Annotated in this window: 23 protein-coding genes; 5 read left to right on the top strand and 18 right to left on the bottom strand. The window is 32.0% G+C overall.

All coding sequences use genetic code 11. The features are described from left to right. The 18 genes from JMO20_RS02385 to JMO20_RS02300 all read right to left on the bottom strand — a co-directional run. A partial coding sequence (locus JMO20_RS02385) for a DUF4310 family protein (protein WP_243414608.1) occupies positions 1 to 224 on the bottom strand: 224 nt, incomplete at its 3' end. A 14-nt stretch (positions 225 to 238) separates the two neighbouring features. Continuing rightward, positions 239 to 958 carry a DUF4311 domain-containing protein gene (locus tag JMO20_RS02380; protein WP_202707822.1) on the bottom strand — a complete coding sequence of 240 codons (720 nt, stop codon included), beginning with the start codon at positions 956 to 958 and terminating at the stop codon, positions 239 to 241. A 20-nt stretch (positions 959 to 978) separates the two neighbouring features. Further along, positions 979 to 1,266, bottom strand: a complete 288-nt coding sequence (locus JMO20_RS02375) for a DUF4312 family protein (protein ID WP_207753410.1) — start codon at positions 1,264 to 1,266, stop codon at positions 979 to 981. Positions 1,267 to 1,271: 5 nt separating this feature from the next. Next, positions 1,272 to 1,640 (bottom strand): glycine-rich SFCGS family protein, encoded by a 369-nt coding sequence (locus tag JMO20_RS02370; RefSeq protein ID WP_202707819.1) that lies wholly within the window; start codon positions 1,638 to 1,640, stop codon positions 1,272 to 1,274. Continuing rightward, positions 1,641 to 2,012 (bottom strand): PRD domain-containing protein, encoded by a 372-nt coding sequence (locus tag JMO20_RS02365; RefSeq protein WP_202707817.1) that lies wholly within the window; start codon positions 2,010 to 2,012, stop codon positions 1,641 to 1,643. Between the two features lie 23 nt (positions 2,013 to 2,035). Further along, on the bottom strand, positions 2,036 to 3,160 hold the full coding sequence (locus tag JMO20_RS02360) for an amidohydrolase/deacetylase family metallohydrolase (RefSeq protein WP_202707813.1): 1,125 nt from the start codon (positions 3,158 to 3,160) through the stop codon (positions 2,036 to 2,038). Between the two features lie 13 nt (positions 3,161 to 3,173). Further along, entirely contained in the window at positions 3,174 to 5,195 is a 2,022-nt protein-coding gene (locus tag JMO20_RS02355) for a BglG family transcription antiterminator (RefSeq protein WP_202707811.1), read from the bottom strand. 199 nt (positions 5,196 to 5,394) lie between these two features. Further along, entirely contained in the window at positions 5,395 to 5,721 is a 327-nt protein-coding gene (locus tag JMO20_RS02350) for a DUF2200 domain-containing protein (RefSeq protein WP_279380038.1), read from the bottom strand. 177 nt (positions 5,722 to 5,898) lie between these two features. Further along, positions 5,899 to 7,065 carry a GGDEF domain-containing protein gene (locus JMO20_RS02345; RefSeq protein WP_202707807.1) on the bottom strand — a complete coding sequence of 389 codons (1,167 nt, stop codon included), beginning with the start codon at positions 7,063 to 7,065 and terminating at the stop codon, positions 5,899 to 5,901. Positions 7,066 to 7,103: 38 nt separating this feature from the next. Further along, on the bottom strand, positions 7,104 to 7,250 hold the full coding sequence (locus tag JMO20_RS02340) for a hypothetical protein (protein ID WP_202707806.1): 147 nt from the start codon (positions 7,248 to 7,250) through the stop codon (positions 7,104 to 7,106). Between the two features lie 227 nt (positions 7,251 to 7,477). Further along, positions 7,478 to 7,768 (bottom strand): DHHW family protein, encoded by a 291-nt coding sequence (locus tag JMO20_RS02335; protein ID WP_202707803.1) that lies wholly within the window; start codon positions 7,766 to 7,768, stop codon positions 7,478 to 7,480. Positions 7,769 to 7,782: 14 nt separating this feature from the next. Further along, entirely contained in the window at positions 7,783 to 9,189 is a 1,407-nt protein-coding gene (locus JMO20_RS02330; protein WP_202707801.1) for an MBOAT family O-acyltransferase, read from the bottom strand. 11 nt (positions 9,190 to 9,200) lie between these two features. Beyond that, entirely contained in the window at positions 9,201 to 9,809 is a 609-nt protein-coding gene (locus JMO20_RS02325; RefSeq protein ID WP_202707799.1) for a GDSL-type esterase/lipase family protein, read from the bottom strand. A gap of 196 nt (positions 9,810 to 10,005) precedes the next feature. Further along, complete coding sequence (locus tag JMO20_RS02320; protein ID WP_202707797.1) at positions 10,006 to 11,739, bottom strand: sensor histidine kinase; 1,734 nt, start codon at positions 11,737 to 11,739, stop codon at positions 10,006 to 10,008. A gap of 2 nt (positions 11,740 to 11,741) precedes the next feature. Beyond that, entirely contained in the window at positions 11,742 to 12,425 is a 684-nt protein-coding gene (locus JMO20_RS02315) for a response regulator transcription factor (RefSeq protein WP_279380037.1), read from the bottom strand. A 75-nt stretch (positions 12,426 to 12,500) separates the two neighbouring features. Further along, on the bottom strand, positions 12,501 to 14,339 hold the full coding sequence (locus JMO20_RS02310; RefSeq protein WP_202707795.1) for a UbiD family decarboxylase: 1,839 nt from the start codon (positions 14,337 to 14,339) through the stop codon (positions 12,501 to 12,503). Between the two features lie 84 nt (positions 14,340 to 14,423). Next, on the bottom strand, positions 14,424 to 15,284 hold the full coding sequence (locus JMO20_RS02305; RefSeq protein WP_202707793.1) for a UbiA-like polyprenyltransferase: 861 nt from the start codon (positions 15,282 to 15,284) through the stop codon (positions 14,424 to 14,426). Then, positions 15,274 to 16,701, bottom strand: coding sequence for a menaquinone biosynthesis decarboxylase (locus JMO20_RS02300; protein WP_202707791.1), 1,428 nt, complete (start codon positions 16,699 to 16,701; stop codon positions 15,274 to 15,276). The genes JMO20_RS02305 and JMO20_RS02300 overlap by 11 nt, the downstream gene beginning before the upstream one ends. A gap of 546 nt (positions 16,702 to 17,247) precedes the next feature. On the opposite strand from JMO20_RS02300, the gene JMO20_RS02295 reads away from it, so the two are divergent. From JMO20_RS02295 to JMO20_RS02275, 5 genes are read left to right on the top strand one after another with little or no spacing between them, the layout of a single operon-like run. Then, a complete protein-coding gene (locus tag JMO20_RS02295; protein ID WP_202707789.1) occupies positions 17,248 to 18,192 on the top strand; it encodes an ABC transporter substrate-binding protein in 945 nt (314 codons plus the stop codon). Positions 18,193 to 18,224: 32 nt separating this feature from the next. Further along, entirely contained in the window at positions 18,225 to 18,980 is a 756-nt protein-coding gene (locus JMO20_RS02290) for an ABC transporter ATP-binding protein (protein WP_202707787.1), read from the top strand. Then, a complete protein-coding gene (locus JMO20_RS02285) occupies positions 18,977 to 19,732 on the top strand; it encodes an ABC transporter permease (RefSeq protein WP_202707785.1) in 756 nt (251 codons plus the stop codon). Before JMO20_RS02290 ends, JMO20_RS02285 begins: the two co-directional genes overlap by 4 nt. A gap of 30 nt (positions 19,733 to 19,762) precedes the next feature. Further along, positions 19,763 to 21,703: a U32 family peptidase gene (locus JMO20_RS02280; RefSeq protein ID WP_202707783.1), complete on the top strand. Its 1,941-nt coding sequence runs from the start codon at positions 19,763 to 19,765 to the stop codon at positions 21,701 to 21,703. 10 nt (positions 21,704 to 21,713) lie between these two features. Continuing rightward, positions 21,714 to 22,988 carry an aspartate aminotransferase family protein gene (locus tag JMO20_RS02275; RefSeq protein WP_202707781.1) on the top strand — a complete coding sequence of 425 codons (1,275 nt, stop codon included), beginning with the start codon at positions 21,714 to 21,716 and terminating at the stop codon, positions 22,986 to 22,988. The last annotated feature ends 73 nt before the right edge of the window (positions 22,989 to 23,061 follow it).

The raw sequence follows: 23,061 nt of genomic DNA, 5'->3' as shown, positions 1-23,061 counted from the left end.
AACCCTGCTGCAGCTGCATAGTCTCCTCCAACTAATCCTTCATCTAGCATCTGTACAACAAATATTTCATTAAATGCTCCCACATTATGGGTTACATACATATGAGTTCCAGCAAAAATTGCTGCAGATGCCAATGCAACTAATATTGGAAATGTATATGATTGTAAAAGCACTTCTCTTAATCTATCCATGAAACCTCCATTGCGGATTTTTACGTTATCCATATTATTATTCCCCCTTAGAATAATGCGATTATCTTATCAAAGAAATCTCTAAAGTATGCAATGATTATAAATAGCACTGTAACAATTGCTATCATTACTTGTGTAGACTTAATGTATCCGTGTTCTTCAATTGATTGTCCTATAAGTATACCTAAAACTATACCAGGTACAGCATTTCCCATTATCATATGGGCTAATCCACCTAAAATTGTTCCCCAGATACCTGTTGTCTTACCAGCATCTAAGGCTGCCAACCAAAATATAATAGGCATAACTGGATTAATCATTAAACTAGCGGCAGGACCTAATATATTTCTTCCAATAACTGCCATAGATTCAGGGATTATTGAAGCTAATGTATTTAAGAATACAACTACTATAGCTCCTGATATAGCTCCTGCAAATAGCATTTTTGCAGGATCATGCATAGTCTCCTCAACTTTCTTATTCTTTAGTAATAATGAGCCAGCTGCCCAGTTTGGTATAACTCTATGTAATGCATCCTGGGTTAAAGCACCAGCTGCTACTACCGAAGCTGCAGCATTAAATAAAAAGCCTAAACCGAATGAAAAATGTGTTACAGGATCACCTTTACATGCATTTAATTCCCCTAATGTTCTAAAGGCTCCCATTGATTGAACCTTTGGTGCATGGAACATTCTAGCAGCACCAGCTGCTATAGCTGCACCACCTAGGGCCCCTATTATTAGTGACTTAATTATAATTCCTAACAATACTCTCTCCCCCTCTTTTTTTAATTTGGTATATATTTAATTAAAACAATAATTTTAAGCTTGATTTTATACTCCACTTTTTTCCGTGGCATGAAAACCCATAAAAATTTTTCTATATATTCTTTTTTATCCTTTGACACCTTGTAGACTTCCAGGGGCTCCATGTGTAAAACAGAACCTTTCACTTCACTGTATATTTGCTTTCTAAGCTTTCCAAATATACTTCCTATAGCTTCTTCACTTGATTTTCCTGATGCCTCAATAATAAATTCTTTTTCAATAGTTTCCATACACTGTTTCCCTGTCATAGAAATTACCCTTTCTTATGAAGTCTTATATATTCTTCCACAATTCTTCTACCTAATTCTTCACTATCTAAGAATCCAAATCCTAGTACTTTTGCTCCTTCTTTTAATGCTGTAACTCCTGAGTCAACTGAGCGGAGATGATGCTTAGATTTATAACCATACTTGTTTGAAGCCATTAGAGCACCTGCTCCTCCGCTTCCACAGAAACTAAGCCCTAAATCTGCATTTTCTTCATTCATGACATCTCCTAGCTTCATATCTGCTGCCATACCTGGAATTACTATTGCTTTTCCACCAGCTGATTCAATCCCTTTTGCTACCTTTTGACCCTTTCCTAATCTATCTCCTATTACAACCACTATTTGGTCACTCATTTAGTTTTCCCCTCCTTTCATACTATTTTCCCTTGCAGTTTGCAAATGAATTGCTACTAATGCAACCTCTGACATATCTATTGGAACATCATACTTGATAAATAAGGGTTCTAAAATTGTTTTTGATAATTCTATTGAATCCTCGTCAAGTTGGGATAATACCTCATCACTGATTGACATAATCTTCTCACTATCCCTTAATCTATTAATAAAACTAATTATATGGGAATATAATCCTATCTCAAGTTGTTCGTTTAATATAATATTTTCTCCCTTAAGTTTTTTATTAATCCTATTAATTTCAAATACTATTTCTTCAAAATCCTCATCTTTTATATTTAATTTCTTCTTTAATTTATTTAATGTTTTCATAATAATCACCCCCACATAATATCTTAGAGTCTATTTAACTCTCCATTTTTAATTGCATATTTTACTTCAATATGCTTATTAGTTTCTCTAACATTTCCCTCTGAGTCTTCTAGTTCCATAGGAGAATTATTAATCTTAAAGATAGTTATGTCTGCCTTATATCCTCTATTTAACATACCAATATTATTTAGATTAAAAGTATTAGCAGGTACAGTGGTTACTTTACTAATACAATCCTCTAAAGACATTCCAAGGGCCATCATTTTATTAATGGTTACAGGAAGACTGTATACAGGACCATTGTAGTTTTGCTTATATATATCTGTACTTATTATGTGGGGGTAGAATCCTTTACTAATTGCCTTTTCTGCAATATTAAAGTTAAAGCTTGAAGTTCCATGCCCAATATCAAATAACACGCCCCTTTTCAATGCTTCTAAGGTCTCATCCTTAATGTCTCCATTTTCATTAAGAAGTCCATTAGGTTTTCCATGGAAGCAATGAGTTATTACATCTCCGCTATCCATTAGCTTTAGTACATCCTCAATTTTAGGAGGATAGTTTCCAATATGAACTACTAAAGGAATACCTAAATCTGAAGCTACTTGCTTTGCTATTTCAATAGGTTTTATTCCTAAATCTCCAACAGTTGATGCGCTCGCTCTGGCTTTAATGCCTTTTATATAATCCCTATTTTCCTCCACCACATTCTTAGTGGCCTCTATAATAATGTTTTTAGGATCAGCTATTTCATATCTCAGCTGTTCCAGACCCGAATAAGCAATATTTAGTAGGGAAATCACTCCTGTCTTGCTTTTCTCAATAGTTCCTTCATAAAAATCCTTGAAATTCTTAGCTCCAGAACTTCCAGCATCAAACAAAGTTGTAACCCCTGACTTTATGCCAACAATATCTGGATCAATTCCTAATCCAGCCCCATTATATACATGGGTATGAATATCAATAAACCCTGGAGACACTATTTCACCATCTAACTGTAATATGCTACAGTTATCCTTAAAGTCTAGGAGGTCATCTCCTATTTCCTTAATAATCCCATCTTCAATATATATATCTTTTTTTAAATATTTAAATCCACTTTCAACATCTAAAAGGGTACCACTTTTTATTAATAAACAGTCTCTCATTCTGCCACCTCACTTATATTAAATATCTAATTATAGCTACAACTTCACTATCTGGTATTCTAAAATCATATTTGTCACCAATTAGATTAAAGGTTTTCCTAACAGTATTAAATAATTCTTTATTCTCCTTTCTATACTTGTCTATATTAACTTCTCTGTTAAATTCGCCAGCTTCCCATCTTGGAACTGCCATAACTACATGAACAATAACACCCCATAGAGTTGATAGATCATAGTCCATACTATCCTTACTAGTAATTTCAATTATCATGTTCCCTATCTCTACTAAAATGGTTGCTATGTTTCTAGAAAAGTTTTCTGTTATACTTGACTCTTTAGTTACTTTGTTTGAACTATTTATAAAAAAATCAGTTACATATCCAAGCTCAGTCCTTAACTTTGGTTTATCCTCCCTAGAAATGTATTTATCAATAACATTCATTATAGACTCAAGCATATAATTCTTATGTTCATTCTCCCTATTCAAAGCTTCAACCTTTCCTTTGTAAACGAAGTCCTTTATTCTATTTAATTCGGCATTTGATATTAGAGGACTTACCTTTATAACAGGCTTATCAGTAGTCTTTATATTTATTGTACTGATTGCAAAATCAACATCATCTAGTAAATAATCCTTATCCTCTAACTCGAATATTGAAACAGTATCTTTTATTTCAAGCTCTGGAATATTATTTTTTAACTTAACTGCAAGGATTTTAGCTGATCCCTTACCTGTTGTACAAACTACTAAAGCTTTTTTATTTACTTTTGAACTTGCCACTTCTAGTTGAGCAGCTAAGTGTAAAGCTATATATCCAATTTCACTTTCCGGAAGTTCTATTTCCATCTTATGGTGAAACACAGTGGCCATCTTTTTAGCTAAGTCAAATGCTTTAGTATAATTTGCTTTTATCTCATTAATTAGCGGATTCTCTGGAATAATATTTAAGTCATATTTTTTTAGGGTTAATTTGAGATGGGATAATAGATCAGCCTTAAGCTTCTCCATATTATAATCATTTAATCCGATATATTCCTTTATTTCTTTGATCATATCCTCTATAGTCTTATCTAACCTATTTTGAATTAGAAAAAAATCTTCATTGTACAAGTATTTAAGTTTCAAGTTTGATGAAATAAGATGAATTGTAATATTAGCTATTTCAGCATCGGGGACTTTAACATCAAATATTTCTGATAATGACTTTCCTATCTCTGAGGCAATCATATATTCTTTCTGTTCCTTTACCGATGCTATTTTATCTTTGGCTAGTTCAATTTGTTGCCCCTTAAGTAGTCTATCGACAGCTATTGTTATATGCACTAAAAGTGATATATAGGAGCTATCAGGAATACTAAAATCGCATACTTTCCTCCCTGATTTTACAGCCTTTTTTATATCATTTATATCTATTTTTGATGATAATCCTTTTAATGCTTCAATATCAAAGGATACTTCATTTCGTTTTTGATTATTTCCAACTAGCTTTATAATTTCTAGTAGTTCATGCCTATTTAAGGAATTAAGAAGAATATCTCCAATAAATTTTCTTATCCTTTTTTCATTTCCGGTTATCATATATCCTACTCTTTGCTTACTTTTTAGACCTATATCATATCTTTTTAATTCTTTTTTTATATCCTTTAAGTCTTTCATCACTGTTGTCCTACTAACACCTAATATATTAGATAGATACTCTGCTGTAATTGGATTTATGGTCTTAAGCAGCTCTAATAAAATATGGTGATGTCTTTCATTTTTTGAAAGAACTTTATTATCTGGCTTATCATACTCAATTTTATTTTTAATAGATTCTTTATAATCATCTGATAATTCTACCCAAATTCCTACATTAGGTTTCTTCATTAGAGATACACTGTGACTTTTAAGCCAATCTTCAATAGAATCCAGATCATATCTTATGGTTCTCACACTAATATTAAATTTGTCTGCAAGGTCTTTAGCAGACACTGGAGTAGTTTGGTTTAATAAATCCTCTATAATCTGTCGCTGTCTTAATGTTAGCTGAATCATATGATTTCCCCCTAATGTTGTAATAGGTTATCTATTTCTTTAACATAATATTTGTACCCCGTGCTTAGTTCAATTATATATGGGACTTAAGTAAAATAAAACAGAATATTACTTCAATTTCATCCCTGCAAAAGTTTACTATTTCAATAAAAAAGGAATGAATCTAAGCAATTTGCTTAGATTCATTCCTTTCTACTTATCATTTCCGCAAAATTTTATCCATTACTTTTCCCTTTGCTAACTCGTCGATTAGCTTATCTAAATAACGAATTTCTTGCATAGTTGGTTCTTCGATATCTTCCACTCGCACACCACAAACCTTCCCTTTAATCAAAGTCCTCAAAGGATTCATTTGGGGAGCCTTGGCAAAAAAAGTTTCAAAGTCTGTCTGTTTTTCCAGTTGAGCTTCTAATTCTTTCTGATTATATCCTGTCAACCAACTGATAATTTCATCGACTTCTTCTTTCGTACGTCCTTTTTTCTCTGCCTTCCTAACATAATGGGGATAGACATTTGCGAAACTCATTGTATAGATGCGATGTTTGGTCATGCTATATCCTCACTTTATTTTTTTCTAATTGTATCACGAAAAATAATTAGATTCAAAGAAAAATCATCTTTATTTCTTACTATTGATAATATTAGTTTTCAATTCTTAATTTTTTTAATGAAATTATTTGCCTTCATTGTTCTTTTCATAAAATTAATATAGACACTCAATTCTATTTCTCCCATTCTTTTTAGCTAGATAAAGTGCCTCGTCAGCTTTCTTGAAACCATTTGAAAAATCTTTTTCTGTATTTCCCTCAAATTTGGTTAGTCCAAAACTTGCTGTAACACAAATGGAGCTATTATCAAATAACACATCATTTCTTTCTATTTCTTCTCGTATTTTATTAGCAATGGTTTCACAGCTTTCAATTGATTTATCTGCAAATAATATGATAAATTCTTCTCCGCCCCATCTTGCAGTCAAGTCAGTATCTCCAATATTCTCAGTGATTATTTTTGCAACTTCCTGCAGTACAATGTCCCCAGCTTTATGTCCATATTTATCATTAACAGACTTAAAATGATCAATATCCATTACTCCTATAGCAATTTCTTTCTTTTCATAATTCTTATCTTCTGTAATCTTTGTCTTTATAACATCTTCAAAGTATCTTCTGTTAAATAAATTAGTTAAAAAGTCATAGTTGGAAATATATTCAAGTTTTTTATTTGTTGCTTCTAAAACTATATTTTTTACTATATGTTCCACTTGATTTTCATAAATCACTTTCGATATTAGCAAAACACAGATATAATACATGGTGCTATTTACAACAATATCTAAAAGAATATTTTGATTCTCTTGAAACCTAAATGTTAGGTATAGAAATATAAGATGAGGTACGGAATATACTAAATAATTTTTTGGCGGTTTAATTAAAATAGCAATTCCACATATAATTAAAATTGTAATATATGATGTTATCTGTCCAATTGTAATTTGATCGAGTGCTCCTATAAATGCCATACACGTCATGCCAAGCAATACAGTTGTTTCAGCAATAAAATTATATATTTTACTGCTTCGCTTTTTCTTATATATTCGTAACAATATAAGTACAGTTGAGCTTGTAATCAAAATCAAAGAATGAAAAAGTAGATACATTTTACCAATAAATACATTGCCATTGCCTTTAAATATTACTGGTATATCGTTAAAAATAATTAATATCACTTCAAGAACGGTAGTAAGAATACTGAATATAAGTAACCGTTTATAATTTGTTTTCTTTATTTTGTCGTTAATTTGGTTAATATGTTCTGAAGTTATATCTACTTTATATTCTTCATAATTATTATTTAAAAATTTATTAATCATTTAATCTTCCTTTATTTTCAGTATTAATTACATTTTTATTAAACAAAATATTGCAAACTTTGAACCCTTAGGTTATAATTTACAATATTATATAACTTTATAGTATGAAATGACAACTCTTTAATGATATCTTCCCTAAGTTTATCAAGTCTAGGTCTAAATTTAAAAGTTAATTTCTGATTCACATTTTTACCTCCTCACCATACAAGCTATACAAATATTATAGCACAAAATCCAAGCAACAGAACGGACGTTTGTTTAAGAGGGTGAAAAAAGAATCTGATTCAGCCACCACTTTCATTTTATTTAAAAGGTGTGGTATTCTCAGCTACCTAGATAAAAACATGCGATTCCTAGAGAATTTTTTAGTAAAGTATAAAATAGGATACCCCTTCATCTAGGGTACCCTATCTCAATTTACTTTGTGAAAAATTTCGTTAAAATCCTCCTGAATATGAACCCAAAAGTTTCGAAAAGGAAACTGATCTGAAAAATATGCTTCAACTTTAGTCTCATAACTGCCATCTATTACTTTTTCAATATAGAAATCAGGCCATTGTGCTAAGTAACGTTGTTCCTCTTTCGAAAAGGTTTTATTCGGCATAACCAGATGTAATATAAACATAGTAAGTATAAATAAAATTGGAAGCATAGATACTATATTTTCTATAATAGAACAGTTTTTTTTATTATTTTTTCTCATATTAATCCTCCAGGTTAAAATCGAAAATATATAAATGGGTTATAGGTTGAAGAAACAATATAAGCAGTTGAAAGAAACATTAGTAAACAATAGTACAAGTTTATTGCTAATCTATAAATTTTAAAATGTATTCTTTTAAATAATAACGCCAGTTTCTTAGGCCAAGGTGAAGCAGCAATGATGCAAAGAATATAAAGACAAATATAAGTTTTTAGCTTTATAATTGCTTGACTATCAATAATAGGATTGTCTCCCACTCCAAACATGATCTGTAGAAAATTTAATATATCAGTCAGGTTGCTAAATTCAAAAAACACCCACCCTATAACAACAAACATCAATAAATATATATGACGAATAGCCTTTGGCCATCGTATCATGCTTTTTTGTAAAAATAATTTTTCCATTAATATTAAAGTTCCAAAATAGAGACCCCATAAAACAAAATTCCAACTTGCACCATGCCAGAGGCCTGTGAGAAACCATACGAGAAATAAGTTCCGTATCATTTTCCACTTACCGACACGGTTCCCACCAAAAGGAATATACACATATTCCTTAAACCACGACCCTAGGGAAATATGCCATCTTCGCCAAAACTCCGAGATGCTTTGAGAAATATATGGATACTGGAAATTTTCCTTAAAACGGAATCCAAACATTTTTCCTAATCCGATAGCCATATCTGAATAGCCGCTAAAATCAAAATAAATTTGTAATGTAAAGGCAATAATTCCTAGCCATGACATAAGCACTGAAATTTCTATACTTTGCATAGCTTTAACTTCTGACCATAACAGCCCTATGTTATTAGCAAGAAGTACTTTTTTTGCAAGACCGCATAGGAAACGTCTCAGCCCAGAAGCAAACTTCTTGAAGGTCATTTTCCGATGAGCTAACTGTAGTTCAATATCTCCATAGTTCACAATAGGTCCTGCCACCAATTGGGGGAACATAGTGATATAAAGAGACAAAAGAGTCAGGTTTTTTTGTGACTTTATTTTCCCCCTATATACATCAATCACATAAGATAGTATCTGAAAAGTGTAAAAGGAAATTCCTATGGGAAGCGCTGGTGTTCCTATATTCAAATTCCAATTACCAATTGATCCTATTGTACTCATGATCATACCAAAGTATTTAAAATAAGCCAGACAACCTAAATTGAACGCTAGGCTTATTATTAAAAGAAATTTCCTTTTTCGTCTACTGGCCTTACCCCTACCTAAGAGAATGCATATACAGTAATTAACCATTATAGAAGTGCACATCAATAACACATAGACAGGTTCTCCCCATGCATAGAAAAATAGACTTGCAGTGAGCAGGATTATATTCTTTAAATGATTGCCAAATAAATAATATAAAATTACTGTAATTGGTAAAAAAGCAAATATAAAAAATAGACTGCTAAAAACCATATATCCCTCCGCTATAATGATTTAGATAATTTCTTCAGCCACAGTTGATAGAATTCTTTCTTAAAATGGATACCATCTTCAGCAAATAAATCAGGCTTTCCCTTTGATAATGCTCCTATATCTACATAAGTAACAGATAATTTGTCCGCCAACTCTTTTAAAAGCACGTTATACTCCTCTATCCTTTTATAGCGAGGTTCTCGTTTTAATGCATCCTGTGTTACAGGTGTTATAGATTGTATATATATTTTAGAGTTAGGTAGTTCGAGATTTATCTTTTGTATTAGCTTTATCAAATCATTTTTGAACAATTCTTTAGGATCATCTACAGGCATGAGCATGTCATCAGAGCCTAACATAATAAAGACATTATCCCATTTATTTTGAGCTAGATTATTCATATATTCTTCATAGATATAACCTGCTGTAGCTCCTGCCCCTGCCATTACATTTTCCTTAGGTAGAATTTCATTAAAAGCAAATCCTTCTGTAATGGAATCTCCAATAAATACACTGTTGCTAAACTTAGCTTTAACATCCTTTTCAACAGCTTCATTCCCGCAGGCAGTCATACTAATCAAAAGAATACCTATCAAGAAACTAATTACTAATTTTTTCATAAAAAATCCCTCTTTTCTTTATTTGATACATAAATATTACAGCAGTAAAATGCAGAACAGGTGCAGATAATATAAAGTTAGTATATTTTTTGTTTTTATTCATCACAAAAAAGGCCATGAAGAAATATTCATAGCCTTTTTAATGGATTATTGGGTTATTTAAATAAGTGTATCTCAGTTGAACTATATGTTTTTGCTATTGTATTGGCAGTGAAAAGAAAAAACGAACGCCATCTTTTGTATTTTCTACACCATAAATTGAATTATGAAGCTTTAATATTTCCTTAGATATGGAAAGACCAAGACCCGTACCTGCTTTAGAGGACCTTGCATCAACACGATAAAATTGGTCCCATATCCTTTTTCTGCCTTCCTCTGATATCGAGTTCCCTTGATTTTCTATGCTAATTTCTGCAGTCTTTCCATTGCAATTCACAGAAATCACGATTGCACGTCCATTTTCTGTATGTCGAATTGCATTACTGAGAAAGTTAGTAATAACTCGACTGATTAAACCTTTGTGACCCACCACCATTTGAGAACAGATTCTTGATATAAGAGAGATATTTTTCTCCTGTATTTGCTCATTCAATGACTTGCATACTTGGGTAATCACTTTGTCTATTTCAAAAGGAATCATTTCAGGCTTATAGGTACCGGATTCAAACTTAGCTAAATCCAACATATTTACTACCAGCAAATCCATTCTCTGTATTTCATCTTCCATCGCCTGAAGATAGTGTTCCCTTTTCTCAGTTGCAATTCCATCTTTAAAAATGGATAAACAACTTTTCATAACAGCAAGAGGTGTTTTCAATTCATGAGATACTCCAGCAATAAATTCCTTCCGTGTATTTTCTAACTGCTTCTCTTTATCGAGATCCTTCTTCAATTGACCAATATACTCTTCCATCTGGCTTGATAAATGATTGATATTTCTAGATAACTGACCTATTTCATCCTCAGAACTCACTGGTAGCTTTCCAGAGAAATCTAAGTTTGCTATTTTCTCAGTAATCTGATTAATCAATATCATCGGTTTAGCTAGCCACTTAGAAAAGACAAAGGCTAAAAGTATAATGCCTAGGAAAGTAAATCCAAAAAAGTAAGGATAGAATTGCCTTATAACTGATATTGCTTCATCTACTGGCTGAAGGGAAGTCATAGCAAAAATATATCCCACTACTCCATTCTCAACAATGGGTTTAATTATTATCTTATATTCTGCAAAATTTTCTATTGTACTAAACTCTTCTGTATGCTTAAAAGGTTTTGCATTTTCAGCTAATAGACCGGCTTGAAATTCTTTTACCTGCTCCAAAAAATAACGTTCATTGTAAGGAAAAGTAATATACTCTCTTCGTTCTGGAAATACAGTCTTTGTTATCCTACCCCTATATAGACCAGTGCTTAAATGACTATATGCTTTATCGGCATTAGAGCCATGCATCTTATTTGCAATATTTAAATTTACGACTCCCATTGTATCAGTTTGTATTAGATAAGGTGTGATTTCATCTGCAATATTTACAGTATCAATAATCACCTCATCTCCAACCTTTAGTGAAGAAAGTACATCAGAAGAAAATTCTCCTTCGAAGGAGTACATTGGTATTCGCAAAATACCTTGGGATTCATTCTTCAATTTTACTTCCATATAGTAATTTTCTACATCCCATATACGTCCATATTGATCCAGTTTTGTAATCCAGATACGATTATTCTTATATAGTTCCATTGATGCTACTTCTGTACCCTTTTCTGCTGATATATCAGAGTACTCATTAGCGTACATTTTAAGAGCATCTAATTTTTTATTAATATAATATTTCTCAAAAAAGTAATTTTGCATGATTCCAATAAAGAGAAACATCGTAGAAAATAATAGAGTTGTAAGTACAAACCATTTAAAAACAATACTTTTTTTCATATCTACTCCTCTTGAAATTTATAACCTGAGCGAATAACCGTAACAATACAGCTACCTCTACTCCCTAGCTTAGCACGTAGATTCCTGATATGGCTATTCACGGTCTTTTCATCACCATAAAAATCATAACCCCATATTTTAACGATTAGCTGCTTTCTGGTAATAACAATTCCTTTATTTTGCATTAAATAAGCGAGAATTTCAAATTCTGTGTGAGTCAAATTAATAACATCACCATCTACAGAAACAAGTCTTGACCCCAGATTTATAATAATACCACCAGCCGATATCAACATTCCTTCTATATTGCCTGAGTATTTTTCAAGAAATCGCTTCACTTTTGCCATTAAAACCCTAGGGCTATATGGTTTGATTAGATAATCATCTGCTCCGAGTTCATACCCTAAAAGAGAATCATCCTCATCTGAACGTGCAGTTAAAATGATTATAGGAATACTGGAATTTTTCCGTATTCTACGGCATACTGACCAACCATCAATCTTTGGTAAAACAATGTCTAAGATAACTAAATCGACAGAATTTGTTTGAAACAGTTCTAAAGCTTTTTCTCCATCTGCAGCCTCTAATGCCTGATATCCATCTTCAATCAGATAGTCTATTATTACTTCACGCAGTATATCTTCATCTTCAACAACCAATATTTTATTCATTCCATACCTCCACATGTATACTTGTAAACTTCCTTATAGTTAACGCCGTCATTTATGGTTCACCTTAGCATAAGTAATGAAGATTCACTTTTATTTTTTATTGGATATACTACTTAAAGTTCCTCCATTTTCAAACAAATGTTCGATTTTCTTCTCAACTTCTGGATCAGAAATTAAAGGTGGCGCATGATGTGGCTTTATTCGTATATCTATAATCATATTGTCACAGCCCCAATGCTTATTTTCATAATAACTATTAACCCCATATATATCATGAGATGGATTACTCCTTGTGAAAGTAGTCCAAAAAAAGTTTTGAAGAGAACTACTAACAAACGAGCTATCATCACAAACTATAATTATTGGGCATTCTGGTATCTTTCCTCTTTCTTTTATTGATGAACATAACTTGTCTAACTCCTGTTTTGATTCTTTATAATTTATAAACTTTTGACCTTCAATAGCAATAATTCCTGGCATAACAAATCGCGGATTTTTAAAGTTAGGTATATCCGTTAGTATCTTCGGCACTTCACTACATAAATCTCTTTTCTTGTCTCCATAAGCAGCAATTACTACCTTACTTCCTGTATTCAATCCCGTTCCAGAGTAGTCAAGAGTATCCAGGGTTGTTTTTGTTTGAAAATGAATGTCTCGATGAAGATCAATTCGTTCTAATATATATGTTAAAAACTCTACCTCTTTATGAGTATCTAGAGGTCTATCGTCTTCAGCTGTTATGAATAGATACTTAGCCAGACTTAATTGCCCAGTTCCTAAAATCCGATTTGCAAGGGTCAATATCTCAGCTGGTCGCTTTATATTTTGATATGGTGTATAACGTTCACTGCCAATGGCAAACAACAATGGATGTACTCCCGCAGCATCTACAGCATGAACTTCCTTCACTCCTGGAATTTCTTGTTTTACTGCATCCCCCGTTAGTTCATGAATAAGCTCTCCAAAAGCAGTATCCTCTTGAGGCGGACGACCAACAACTGTAAATGGCCAGATTGCATTAGGCTTTGCAAATACTTTATGAACCCTCATCACAGGGAAATCATGAGTAAGACTATAGTAACCTATATGATCTCCAAAAGGCCCTTCTGGCTTAGTTTCACCAGGATACACCTCGCCTGTAATAACAAAGTCAGCATCTAGACTAATACAGTAACCATCAACGTAGGAATAGCGAAAGTTACGTCCAGCAAGAAGACCAGCAAAGGTCATTTCACTTAATCCTTCTGGTAAGGGCATTATGGCTGCTAAAGTGTGGGCGGGAGATCCCCCAATAAAGATGCTCACTTTTAATGGATGACCAAGTCTATTTGCTTTTTCCTGATGAATTCCTATCCCACGGTGTATTTGATAATGTAGACCTACTTCCTTGTTCATTATGTAATCGTTGCCTGTTAACTGAATACGATACATCCCTAAATTACTATTCATAATCCCTGGTTTTTCTGGATCTTCTGTATATACTTGAGGTAAAGTTATAAATGCTCCTCCATCATCTGGCCAGTGATGTATAAGAGGAAGATCTGAAATTTGTATCTCTTCAAAATCAGACAATTTATTTCTTATACTTTTCAATGGAAGCGCCTTTGAAGCCATTAAACCACTTTTTAGATGCTTAAATGGATTTCTTAATGCACTCAAAGGATTATTTCTTAGCTCAATTACATTTTGCGTTTCCTTTAATGTATCTCTGAAAATATACCTACTTCTCTCAAGATTACCGAATAGATTTGATAATGCTCGAAATTTAGAGCCTTTAACATTTTCAAATAATATTGCTGGCCCCCCTGATCCATTAACTCTCCTATGTATAGCAGCTATTTCAACATATGGATCCACCTCTTCATGTATCCTTACTAATTGACCTGATTTTTCTAAGTCAATAATACATTCTTCTAGATTACGATACATTCTTTTCTCTCCTCATTTCTTTAGATAGATTTAAATATACACTTCTACTTATGCTTAAGATCTAATCTATATTTGCTTATATTATCATCTCAATAAAAATATATCTGCAGTACTGAATATTAAGAACGCAATACTCACAAGCTGATTTATACTATATGAAGCTATATTTACATTTGAAAGATTTGTAGGAGATACCATAGAATGTTCTTTGTATAAAAGCCACGCAACAACTCCTAACCCTATTAAGTAAAGCCAGCTCATATTTGCAATAAAATAAATAAATAAAAGAATAACTAAAGTTGTAATATGGAATAACTTTGATATTAATAATGCAGTTTTTACCCCAAACACTGATGGTATAGAATACAACTCTTCTTTTCTGTCAAAATCTATATCTTGAGATCCATATATTATATCAAAGCCAGAAACCCAAAGGGCATTTGCAGCTCCTAAAATAAATGGAATCCATGCAAATCTTCCTGTCACAGCTATCCAAGCTCCCACAGGAGCACCTCCACTTATTACTCCAAGAACAATATGACATGCCCAGGTAAATCTCTTAGTAAAAGAATATAAAAGAAACAAAACTATTGCCACTGGTAAAAGTATAAAACAGAGTGAATTAAGCATATATGCAGCTATGCTTAATAACAGAAAACTCACTACAGTAATAATAATAACTTCATAATTTTTCACAATTCCTTTAGGCATATGTCTGTTGGAAGTTCTTGGATTTTTTGCATCTATCTTTTTATCTATTAGTCTATTAATTGCATTTGCACCTGTTCTTGCACCTAAGAATGCAACGGCTATCCAAAAGAACACACTAAAATCTGGCATCCCATTTGCTGCAATTAACATAGAAATAAATGCAAATGGCAAAGAAAAAATAGTATGTGAAAACATCACTAAACTTCCATAGGTTTTAATCTTTTTAAAAACCATATTCTTTCCACCTCCTGTCAACTAGTCGCTTTACATCTTCAGTCATTTTAACATCATTTGACCATTTCCTAGCATGTCCTTCATCATACCACTTTTTAGTTGCATCTATACCCATCTTGTGTCCATATTTAGTCATATTTGAAGCATTATCCAATGCATCTAGGGGTCCTTCAACTATAACTATATCTCTCTTCGCATCTATATTATTAAAAACCTTCCAAGCTACTGTAGATAAATCATGCGGGCTTATACTTTCATCTACTACAATAATCATTTTTGTGTACATCATGTTACGCATGCCCCAAATAGCATCCATTACCTTTTTAGCATGTTCTGGGTAACTTTTTCTCATAGCCACAATAAGGCAATTATTAAAAATTCCTTCAATAGGAGAATTGATATCTACAATCTCTGGCAACTGAATCTTTAAGAGAGGTAAAAATATTCTTTGACTAGCTTTTCCAAGATAGCAATTTTCCATTGGAGGCTTTCCTACTATTGTAGTTGGATACACTGCATTTTTTTTATGAGTTATACATGTAATATGGAATACTGGATACAAATCCTTGCACGAATAGTACCCTGTATGATTACCAAAAGGTCCCTCTTCTCTAAGTTCCTCATTTACATCAACATACCCTTCAAGAATAAACTCTGCATTTGCAGGGACATATATATCATTTGTTCTTGACTTAACAATTTCAAGTGGTTGCTCTCTCAAAAATCCTGAAAATACCATTTCATCTATTTCCTTTGGAAGGGGAGCTGTAGCCGCATAAGTAGTTGCTGGGTCAGTTCCTATTGCCACTGATACAGGCATTTTACCTCCTAACTTTCTATACTTTTTATATGCCTCTCTTCCATCCTTATGTAAGTGCCAGTGCATGCCTGTAGTTTTACTATCATAAACCTGAAGCCTATACATACCCATATTTTGAATACCTGTTTCAGGATCTTTAGTTATTACTAAAGGTAAAGTAATGGACTTTCCGCCATCTTCTGGCCAACATTTTAAAATAGGAAGCTTAGACAAATCCGGTTCTTCAACAACTTCTTGACAAGGAGCGCTGTCAACTTTTTTAGGAATTATATTATCTAAATATGTCACATTAGGAATATTATTTAGAGATCTCTTGTAATTATACCTATCAATAAAGTTTTTAATCTCTTCAGCAATCGAGTCAATATTATCTACCCTAAGCGAAAGATTTAACCTTTCCTCTGTTCCAAAAGCATTGATCAAAAGAGGATAGGGAGAATCATCTACTCTTTCAAATAATAGTGAAGGCCCATATGTCTTTGACACCCTATCGGTTATTTCAGTAATTTCTAAATCACTATTTACTTTTACACCAATTCTCTTAAGTTGTTTCTTTTCTTCTAATACTGTTATAAAGTCTTGAAGACTATTATACATTTCTAAATTCACCTTCTTTATGATATATATTGATTGTTAAAAATCGACTTTTTCTTATCATCTTCTCCATACTAATCTTATATCTATTCAATAGTAGTTTCAATAGTTTACATATATGATAAATTTAATTAGTTGAGAAAGTTGAATATCTACAAACTAAATATATTCATGCAAAATTGATTTGCTTTTTTCTTAAATTAAATCTTACCGTAACTGAATACCGTTGTATCAATACTGTAATCTTACAGATCTATCAAAGAATTTTAATATTCTATCTATTCAATTATCAAAATATATTAATTATTCTTATATCAACTATACCTTTTACATGCTTTTCGATATTAATACAAGGACTATTATTTTTTATAAATCTATGTTAAACTTATTTTGAAGTAAGTATGGGAATCTATTCAATATAATACAATAATTACAATCATTTTTATAGTTATATAATAAGCTTCATGGGTTGTTTTAATATTTTCAAAGGTTTTACATAATCTCACAATTTTAAAAATACATTAGTTGAAAACATAGGAGGATAATAGAATGAAAAAAGTACTTATGATTTTAGTTTCTTGTTTGTTAATTTTATCACTATCCGCTTGTTCATCATCAAATGAAACTAAGGGCACTGATACTTCAAGTCAATCTTTAAACATAGGGGCAATATCTTCAGTGGATGCAATTCCAATTATTATGGCTACTGAAAATGGATATTTTGAAGATGAAGGCATCACAGTTAACTTTCAACCTTTTAAGAGTGCAAAAGATAGAGATGCAGCTTTTCAAGGTGGAAATTTAGATGGAATTATTTGTGATGAAATAGCAGTCAGCCTATATCAAAATGCAGATTTCGATGTGAAAATTACAGGTGTTACTGATGGCGACTTCATGCTTATAGCAAATCCTAAATCTGAAATAAAAACTTTAGATGATGTTATTGGCAAAAGTATAGCCATTTCTGAGAAAACTTGTATCGAATATACTCTTGATAAAATATTGGAGAAGAATGGTATGAATCCTAATGATATCGAAAAATCTATGATTCCACCTGTTCCTACCAGACTTGAAATGTTAAGAAATGATAAGGTAGATGTAGCATTACTTCCAGAGCCATTTTCTTCTCTAGCTATTAAAGATGGTGGAATTCTTTTAGGAAGTGCTATGGAACAAGGGTTCTATCCTTCAGTTACTACTTTTACTCAAGAATCAATTGACACAAAAGCTGATGAAATTAAAGCTTTCTATAGAGCATACAATGAAGCTGTAGACTATATCAACAATACACCTATTTATGAATACGAAGATATAATTATTGAAATCGTAGGATATCCTGAAGAAATGAAGGGTGAAATCAAACTACCTACATTTAGAAAAAATGAACTCCCCTCTAAAGATGAGATACAATCTGTTATTGATTGGGCTACACAAAATGATTTAATAAATAAAGACCTTAAGCCAGAGGATTTGTTAGATAACATTGGTATTTAATATTAATTTTAGTACTACTATGGAGGTATTCTATGCTTGAAATAGATGAACTATCTGTTAGTTACCTCCCTGACAAGAAAGCAGTTCACGCCCTAGGTCCTATAAGTTTGAAAGTCGATTCCAGCGATATATATGCACTTATAGGCCCCTCAGGCTGTGGTAAATCTACACTCTTACATGTCTTGAGTGGAATTATAAAAGATTATCAGGGACAAGTAACTCTTAATGGTAAAAAGATCAACCCTAAGAAACATGATATTGGATTCATACCTCAAAATTTTGGCCTACTAGCTTGGAAGACAGTTTATAAAAATTGTCTGCTATCTCTTAGAATTAAAGAAAAGGCTATCACTTCCTCTCATATAGAGAGGATTGATTATATAATGGATAAGTTAAATATTACTTCATTAAGAGATAGATATCCAAGAGAACTGAGTGGAGGACAAAAGCAGAGAGCTGCTATTGCTAGATCCTTTATAATGAGTCCAGATTTACTATTGATGGATGAGCCTTTTTCTGCTTTGGATGCTCTTACAAGAGAAGAAGCACAAGAGTTATTCGTTGATATGTGGAATCAGTATAAAACTACCACTGTATTTTCAACTCATAGCATAGAAGAAGCTATCTATATGGGAAAGAAAATCGTAATTATGTCTCACTGTCCTGGCACTATTGTTGAAATTATAGACAACCCACTTTTTAATACTAAGAATTTAAGAGAACATAACGAATTTCATAAACTCTCTGCCCATCTAAGAAATGTTGTTAAAAAGGGGTGGAAATTATGAAGTCACTAAGAAAAATCAAGACATTTTTACAAGGCTTTATCCTATTCAATATTCTATGGTATATTATTGCAAGCATCATTAGCATGAAAGTATTGCCGAAACCTACAGACGTATATCTAAATATGAACCATCTATATGGTAAAAGTCTCTATATCCACGTTCTTGTCAGTCTGTATAGAATATTTAGCGGGTTAGGTATAGCATTAATATTAGGAATTTCTATAGGTCTGATTATGGCTTATTCAAATCTAGGTAGCAAGCTATTAAACCCTTTAGTCTATTTTACATATCCTATACCTAAAACTGCTCTATTACCTGTAGTGATGCTACTATTTGGATTAGGAAATAGTTCAAAAATTATTCTAATAGTTTTTATATTAGTATTCCAGGTTATTGTGGCGGTGAAAGATGCTGTTCTTAATATTTCTCCAGAAACCTACCATCCTTTAACAAGCCTTGGTGCTTCGAAATTACAGGTATTCATTAATATTACAGTTCCCGCTATTTTACCTGCGCTGCTTACTAACCTAAGATTATCTATAGGGACAGCACTGTCTATACTGTTCTTTTCAGAAGGTTATGGAACACAATATGGCATTGGTTATTATATTCTTGATTCATGGATGAGAATTGACTATATGGCTATGTATGCAGGTATTGTGGTTATAAGTCTTTTGGGTTTTGCCCTATTTATATTAATAGATATTATCGAAGAAACATTATGTAAATGGAAAGCTACATCAACTAATTGATACTACATTTGTGTTATGAGAGGAGTCAATATGTCAAAACTTTTTAATGGTAAAAAAATAGAATTGCTAGCTCCTGCCGGGAATATGGAGATTTTTAAAAGTATTGTAACTGCAAACTGTGATGCAATTTATTTCGGTGGTAAGAACCTAAATATGAGAATGATAAGAAAAGGATTCAACTTTTCTAATGATGAAATCCGTGAAGCTACGCTCATGACTCACAATCTTGATAAAAAAGTATATGTCACGGTTAATAATTTATTAAATGATTATGAAATAGATGAAGCAATTGAATATCTACATTTCTTAGAAGATATCCAAGTCGATGGTATAATAGTTCAAGATTTGGGGGTTTTGCAAATCTGCAAAGAAGAAAATATTAGTGATTTTGAGATACACTCATCAGTAATGATGAATGTACATAACCTTGAATTTATAAAAACCCTAAAAGATTTTGGTGTATCAAGAGTTGTGTTATCTAGAGAAATGGATTTAAAAACTGCTAAATTACTCCAAACTCAAACAAATATCGAAACCGAATATTTTGTACATGGTGACATATGTGCGGTCAACGATGCCAACTGCTATTATAGCTCTTTGCTTTGGGGAAATAGTTCTAATAGAGGTAGATGCTTTAAACCGTGTAGATGGCCTTATTTAATAAAAAAGGATGGTTCTATCTTTTCAACTAAATATCCTTTAGCTGCAAAAGATATGTATATGTATGAACATATACCTGAATTAATCGAGGCTAATGTTACCTCATTTAAAATAGAAGGTCGTATGAGAGATGCTGACTTCATTGTGGATTTAGTTAATACATATGGAGAAGCAATAGATAGATATATAGCAAATCCCTTAAGTTTTAATAGAACAAAACATTCTAAACATCTATTCAATAATAGAAAGCGTGATTTTACTACAGCTTATGCCTTTTCAAAGCCTGACCTAGGTTTTATTAATACACGATATGAAGGTACAGGAAAGTTTTATTCAACGGGAAAAGTTTTTTCCACGCCAATAGAAGAACCTGAATTAACAAATGAAGTTATCAGCAAAATTGAAGATGAACTAGATAATGATCATGTTAGTCAAGTTATTAAGAAACCTGATCTATCAGTAAAGGTTAATAATTTTAGTCAAGCTAAATTATGTATAGAATTAGGCGTAAATAGAATATACCTGCCTTGCGAGGTTTTCATGCCAGATAAGTTCATAACAACGGATGAACTTCAGGAATTAGTAGCTATTAAAGGTTCTACTCAACTTTATCTTGACTTACCACAAATGATGGATGACTTGCAGTTTGATATGATTGATCAGTATCTGGATAAACATGGTGATATTTTAGATGGATTATTGGTTTCAAATTTAGGTGCAGTAAAAAAGTATGGTCATAAGTATAAAATTATAACCGACTATAATGCAAATATTTATAATAGCAAAGCAATAGACTTCTATAAAAGCTTAGGTGTGAATGAACATACTATATCAATAGAAACGAAAATAAATGAGTTGACAAAATTCATTAGATTATCTAATAACCCCCTTGAACTAATTGTTCATGGTCCATTAAGGGTAATGTACTTAGACTATAATCTCTATGAAAATATCTCTGTATTTGATACATTTAAACAAGAAAATAATAAGTATGTTGATAACGATGTATTAGTATTAAAAACAGATAAGGGTGAAAATCCAGTTTATATAGATAATAATCAAAGAAATCATTTATTTACATCAAAAGAATTCTGTCTACTTCCTAATATAGCTAGCTTAAATTTTGACAATCTAATATGCTTTAGAATTGAAGGTCAAACTTATTCTATTGATGAATTAAAAGACATCATTATGATTTACCAATCAGCTATAGATGACCCATCAAAATGCAAAGATTTATATTCAAATATTGAATCTTCAAGAGCTGGTTTCACTGCAGGTGCTCTATCTTATAAACTTAATATAGAATAGGAGTGATAGTATGAATTATATAGGTCCTAAAAATATAATTGAAAAGAGAAAAGAATACCTTTTTCCATCAACAGCTAATTTTTATAAAGAGCCTCCACAAATTGTAAGAGGATTAATGCAATACCTCTTCGATGAAAACAATAAAAAGTATATTGATTTTTTCGCTGGAGTATCAGTTATGAATTGTGGACATTCAAATCCTAAGATTCTAGAAGATACTATCCAACAATTAAGTAACTTACAACATACAACTATAATTTATCTAACACAGCCTATGGTTATCCTTGCTGAAAAACTCTCTGAACTTTTCCCAGGTGATATAAAAAGAACTTTCTTTTGTGTGACTGGGTCAGAAGCCAACGAAGGAGCAATGGCCTTAGCAAGGTTATATACCAAAAAAAGTGGATTTATTGCCTTAAATGGTGGCCTTCATGGCAGAACACATTTAACTTTGAGTGTTACAGGAATACCTATGTGGCGATTAGACGATAATTTGGTTAAGGAAAACATCTTTTTTATTGATCGTCCATACTCTGATAACTTAAGCTATGAAGAAGCCATGAATAACTCTTTAGAGCAGCTTGAAATGATACTAAAAGAACATGGTCATAATATATCTGCTATGTTGATAGAGCCAATACAAGGAAATGGTGGAATAATTAAATATCCTGAAGGTTATCTAAATAAAGTAAAGAAGCTTCTAGAGTCATATAATGTACTATTGATTGCAGATGAAATTCAGACTGGATATGGCCGTACTGGAAAAATGTTTTGTATAGAGCATTATGATATTGTCCCTGATATCATTGTTACAGCAAAAGCTTTAGGAAATGGAATACCAATTTCTACCTTTTCAACAACTGATGAAATTGCAAAAGCCTTTACCAAGCCGTCAGCCTCTACTTTTGGAGGAAACCCAGTAGCAGCACAAACTGCATTAAGTGTGCTTAATTATATAGATAAAAATAATTTAGTTAATAAAGCAAAGGATCTAGGCGAATACTTAAAAGAAAAGTTAGAACAACTACAGTTTCCATTTATTAAGGAAGTAAGAGGTTGCGGACTTATGCTTGGCCTGCAAATTAAATCCTTTAACCTATCTTTATCTTCAGCAGATATTGTGGATACAACTTTAGAAAAAATGAAAGATAGGGGATTTATAATTGGAAAAAATGGTTTGAATAGAGATGTTCTTGCATTTCAACCACCTCTTGTTATCTCTAGAGAAGATATAGATAATATGATAGCTAACTTAGAAGAAGTTTTTAAAGAAATTCTTGCTTGATTCTACATAAAGTACGTATCCATGGAGTCAAAAGATTTCTACAATTAATTGTACTAAAGTAAAGTATTTTGTC

Origin of the sequence: Sporosalibacterium faouarense (assembly GCF_016765695.1) — a bacterium.
Classification (GTDB): Bacteria; Bacillota; Clostridia; order Tissierellales; family VENL01; genus Sporosalibacterium; species Sporosalibacterium faouarense.
Note: the sequence above shows the minus strand (reverse complement) of the source record. Positions and strands in the feature narration are given on the sequence as shown.

What these genes read in the sequence shown, in the direction of transcription:
- JMO20_RS02360 (WP_202707813.1), bottom strand. Translation starts at nt 3,160, where the DNA reads ATGAGAGACTGTTTATTAATAAAAAGTGGTACCCTTTTAGATGTTGAA.
- JMO20_RS02375 (WP_207753410.1), bottom strand. Translation starts at nt 1,266, where the DNA reads ATGACAGGGAAACAGTGTATGGAAACTATTGAAAAAGAATTTATTATT.
- JMO20_RS02355 (WP_202707811.1), bottom strand. Translation starts at nt 5,195, where the DNA reads ATGATTCAGCTAACATTAAGACAGCGACAGATTATAGAGGATTTATTA.
- JMO20_RS02315 (WP_279380037.1), bottom strand. Translation starts at nt 12,425, where the DNA reads ATGTGGAGGTATGGAATGAATAAAATATTGGTTGTTGAAGATGAAGAT.
- JMO20_RS02325 (WP_202707799.1), bottom strand. Translation starts at nt 9,809, where the DNA reads ATGAAAAAATTAGTAATTAGTTTCTTGATAGGTATTCTTTTGATTAGT.
- JMO20_RS02300 (WP_202707791.1), bottom strand. Translation starts at nt 16,701, where the DNA reads ATGTATAATAGTCTTCAAGACTTTATAACAGTATTAGAAGAAAAGAAA.
- JMO20_RS02310 (WP_202707795.1), bottom strand. Translation starts at nt 14,339, where the DNA reads ATGTATCGTAATCTAGAAGAATGTATTATTGACTTAGAAAAATCAGGT.
- JMO20_RS02305 (WP_202707793.1), bottom strand. Translation starts at nt 15,284, where the DNA reads ATGGTTTTTAAAAAGATTAAAACCTATGGAAGTTTAGTGATGTTTTCA.
- JMO20_RS02370 (WP_202707819.1), bottom strand. Translation starts at nt 1,640, where the DNA reads ATGAGTGACCAAATAGTGGTTGTAATAGGAGATAGATTAGGAAAGGGT.
- JMO20_RS02285 (WP_202707785.1), top strand. Translation starts at nt 18,977, where the DNA reads ATGAAGTCACTAAGAAAAATCAAGACATTTTTACAAGGCTTTATCCTA.
- JMO20_RS02275 (WP_202707781.1), top strand. Translation starts at nt 21,714, where the DNA reads ATGAATTATATAGGTCCTAAAAATATAATTGAAAAGAGAAAAGAATAC.
- JMO20_RS02350 (WP_279380038.1), bottom strand. Translation starts at nt 5,721, where the DNA reads ATGAGTTTCGCAAATGTCTATCCCCATTATGTTAGGAAGGCAGAGAAA.
- JMO20_RS02335 (WP_202707803.1), bottom strand. Translation starts at nt 7,768, where the DNA reads ATGAGAAAAAATAATAAAAAAAACTGTTCTATTATAGAAAATATAGTA.
- JMO20_RS02320 (WP_202707797.1), bottom strand. Translation starts at nt 11,739, where the DNA reads ATGAAAAAAAGTATTGTTTTTAAATGGTTTGTACTTACAACTCTATTA.
- JMO20_RS02365 (WP_202707817.1), bottom strand. Translation starts at nt 2,012, where the DNA reads ATGAAAACATTAAATAAATTAAAGAAGAAATTAAATATAAAAGATGAG.
- JMO20_RS02280 (WP_202707783.1), top strand. Translation starts at nt 19,763, where the DNA reads ATGTCAAAACTTTTTAATGGTAAAAAAATAGAATTGCTAGCTCCTGCC.
- JMO20_RS02345 (WP_202707807.1), bottom strand. Translation starts at nt 7,065, where the DNA reads ATGATTAATAAATTTTTAAATAATAATTATGAAGAATATAAAGTAGAT.
- JMO20_RS02290 (WP_202707787.1), top strand. Translation starts at nt 18,225, where the DNA reads ATGCTTGAAATAGATGAACTATCTGTTAGTTACCTCCCTGACAAGAAA.
- JMO20_RS02330 (WP_202707801.1), bottom strand. Translation starts at nt 9,189, where the DNA reads ATGGTTTTTAGCAGTCTATTTTTTATATTTGCTTTTTTACCAATTACA.
- JMO20_RS02295 (WP_202707789.1), top strand. Translation starts at nt 17,248, where the DNA reads ATGAAAAAAGTACTTATGATTTTAGTTTCTTGTTTGTTAATTTTATCA.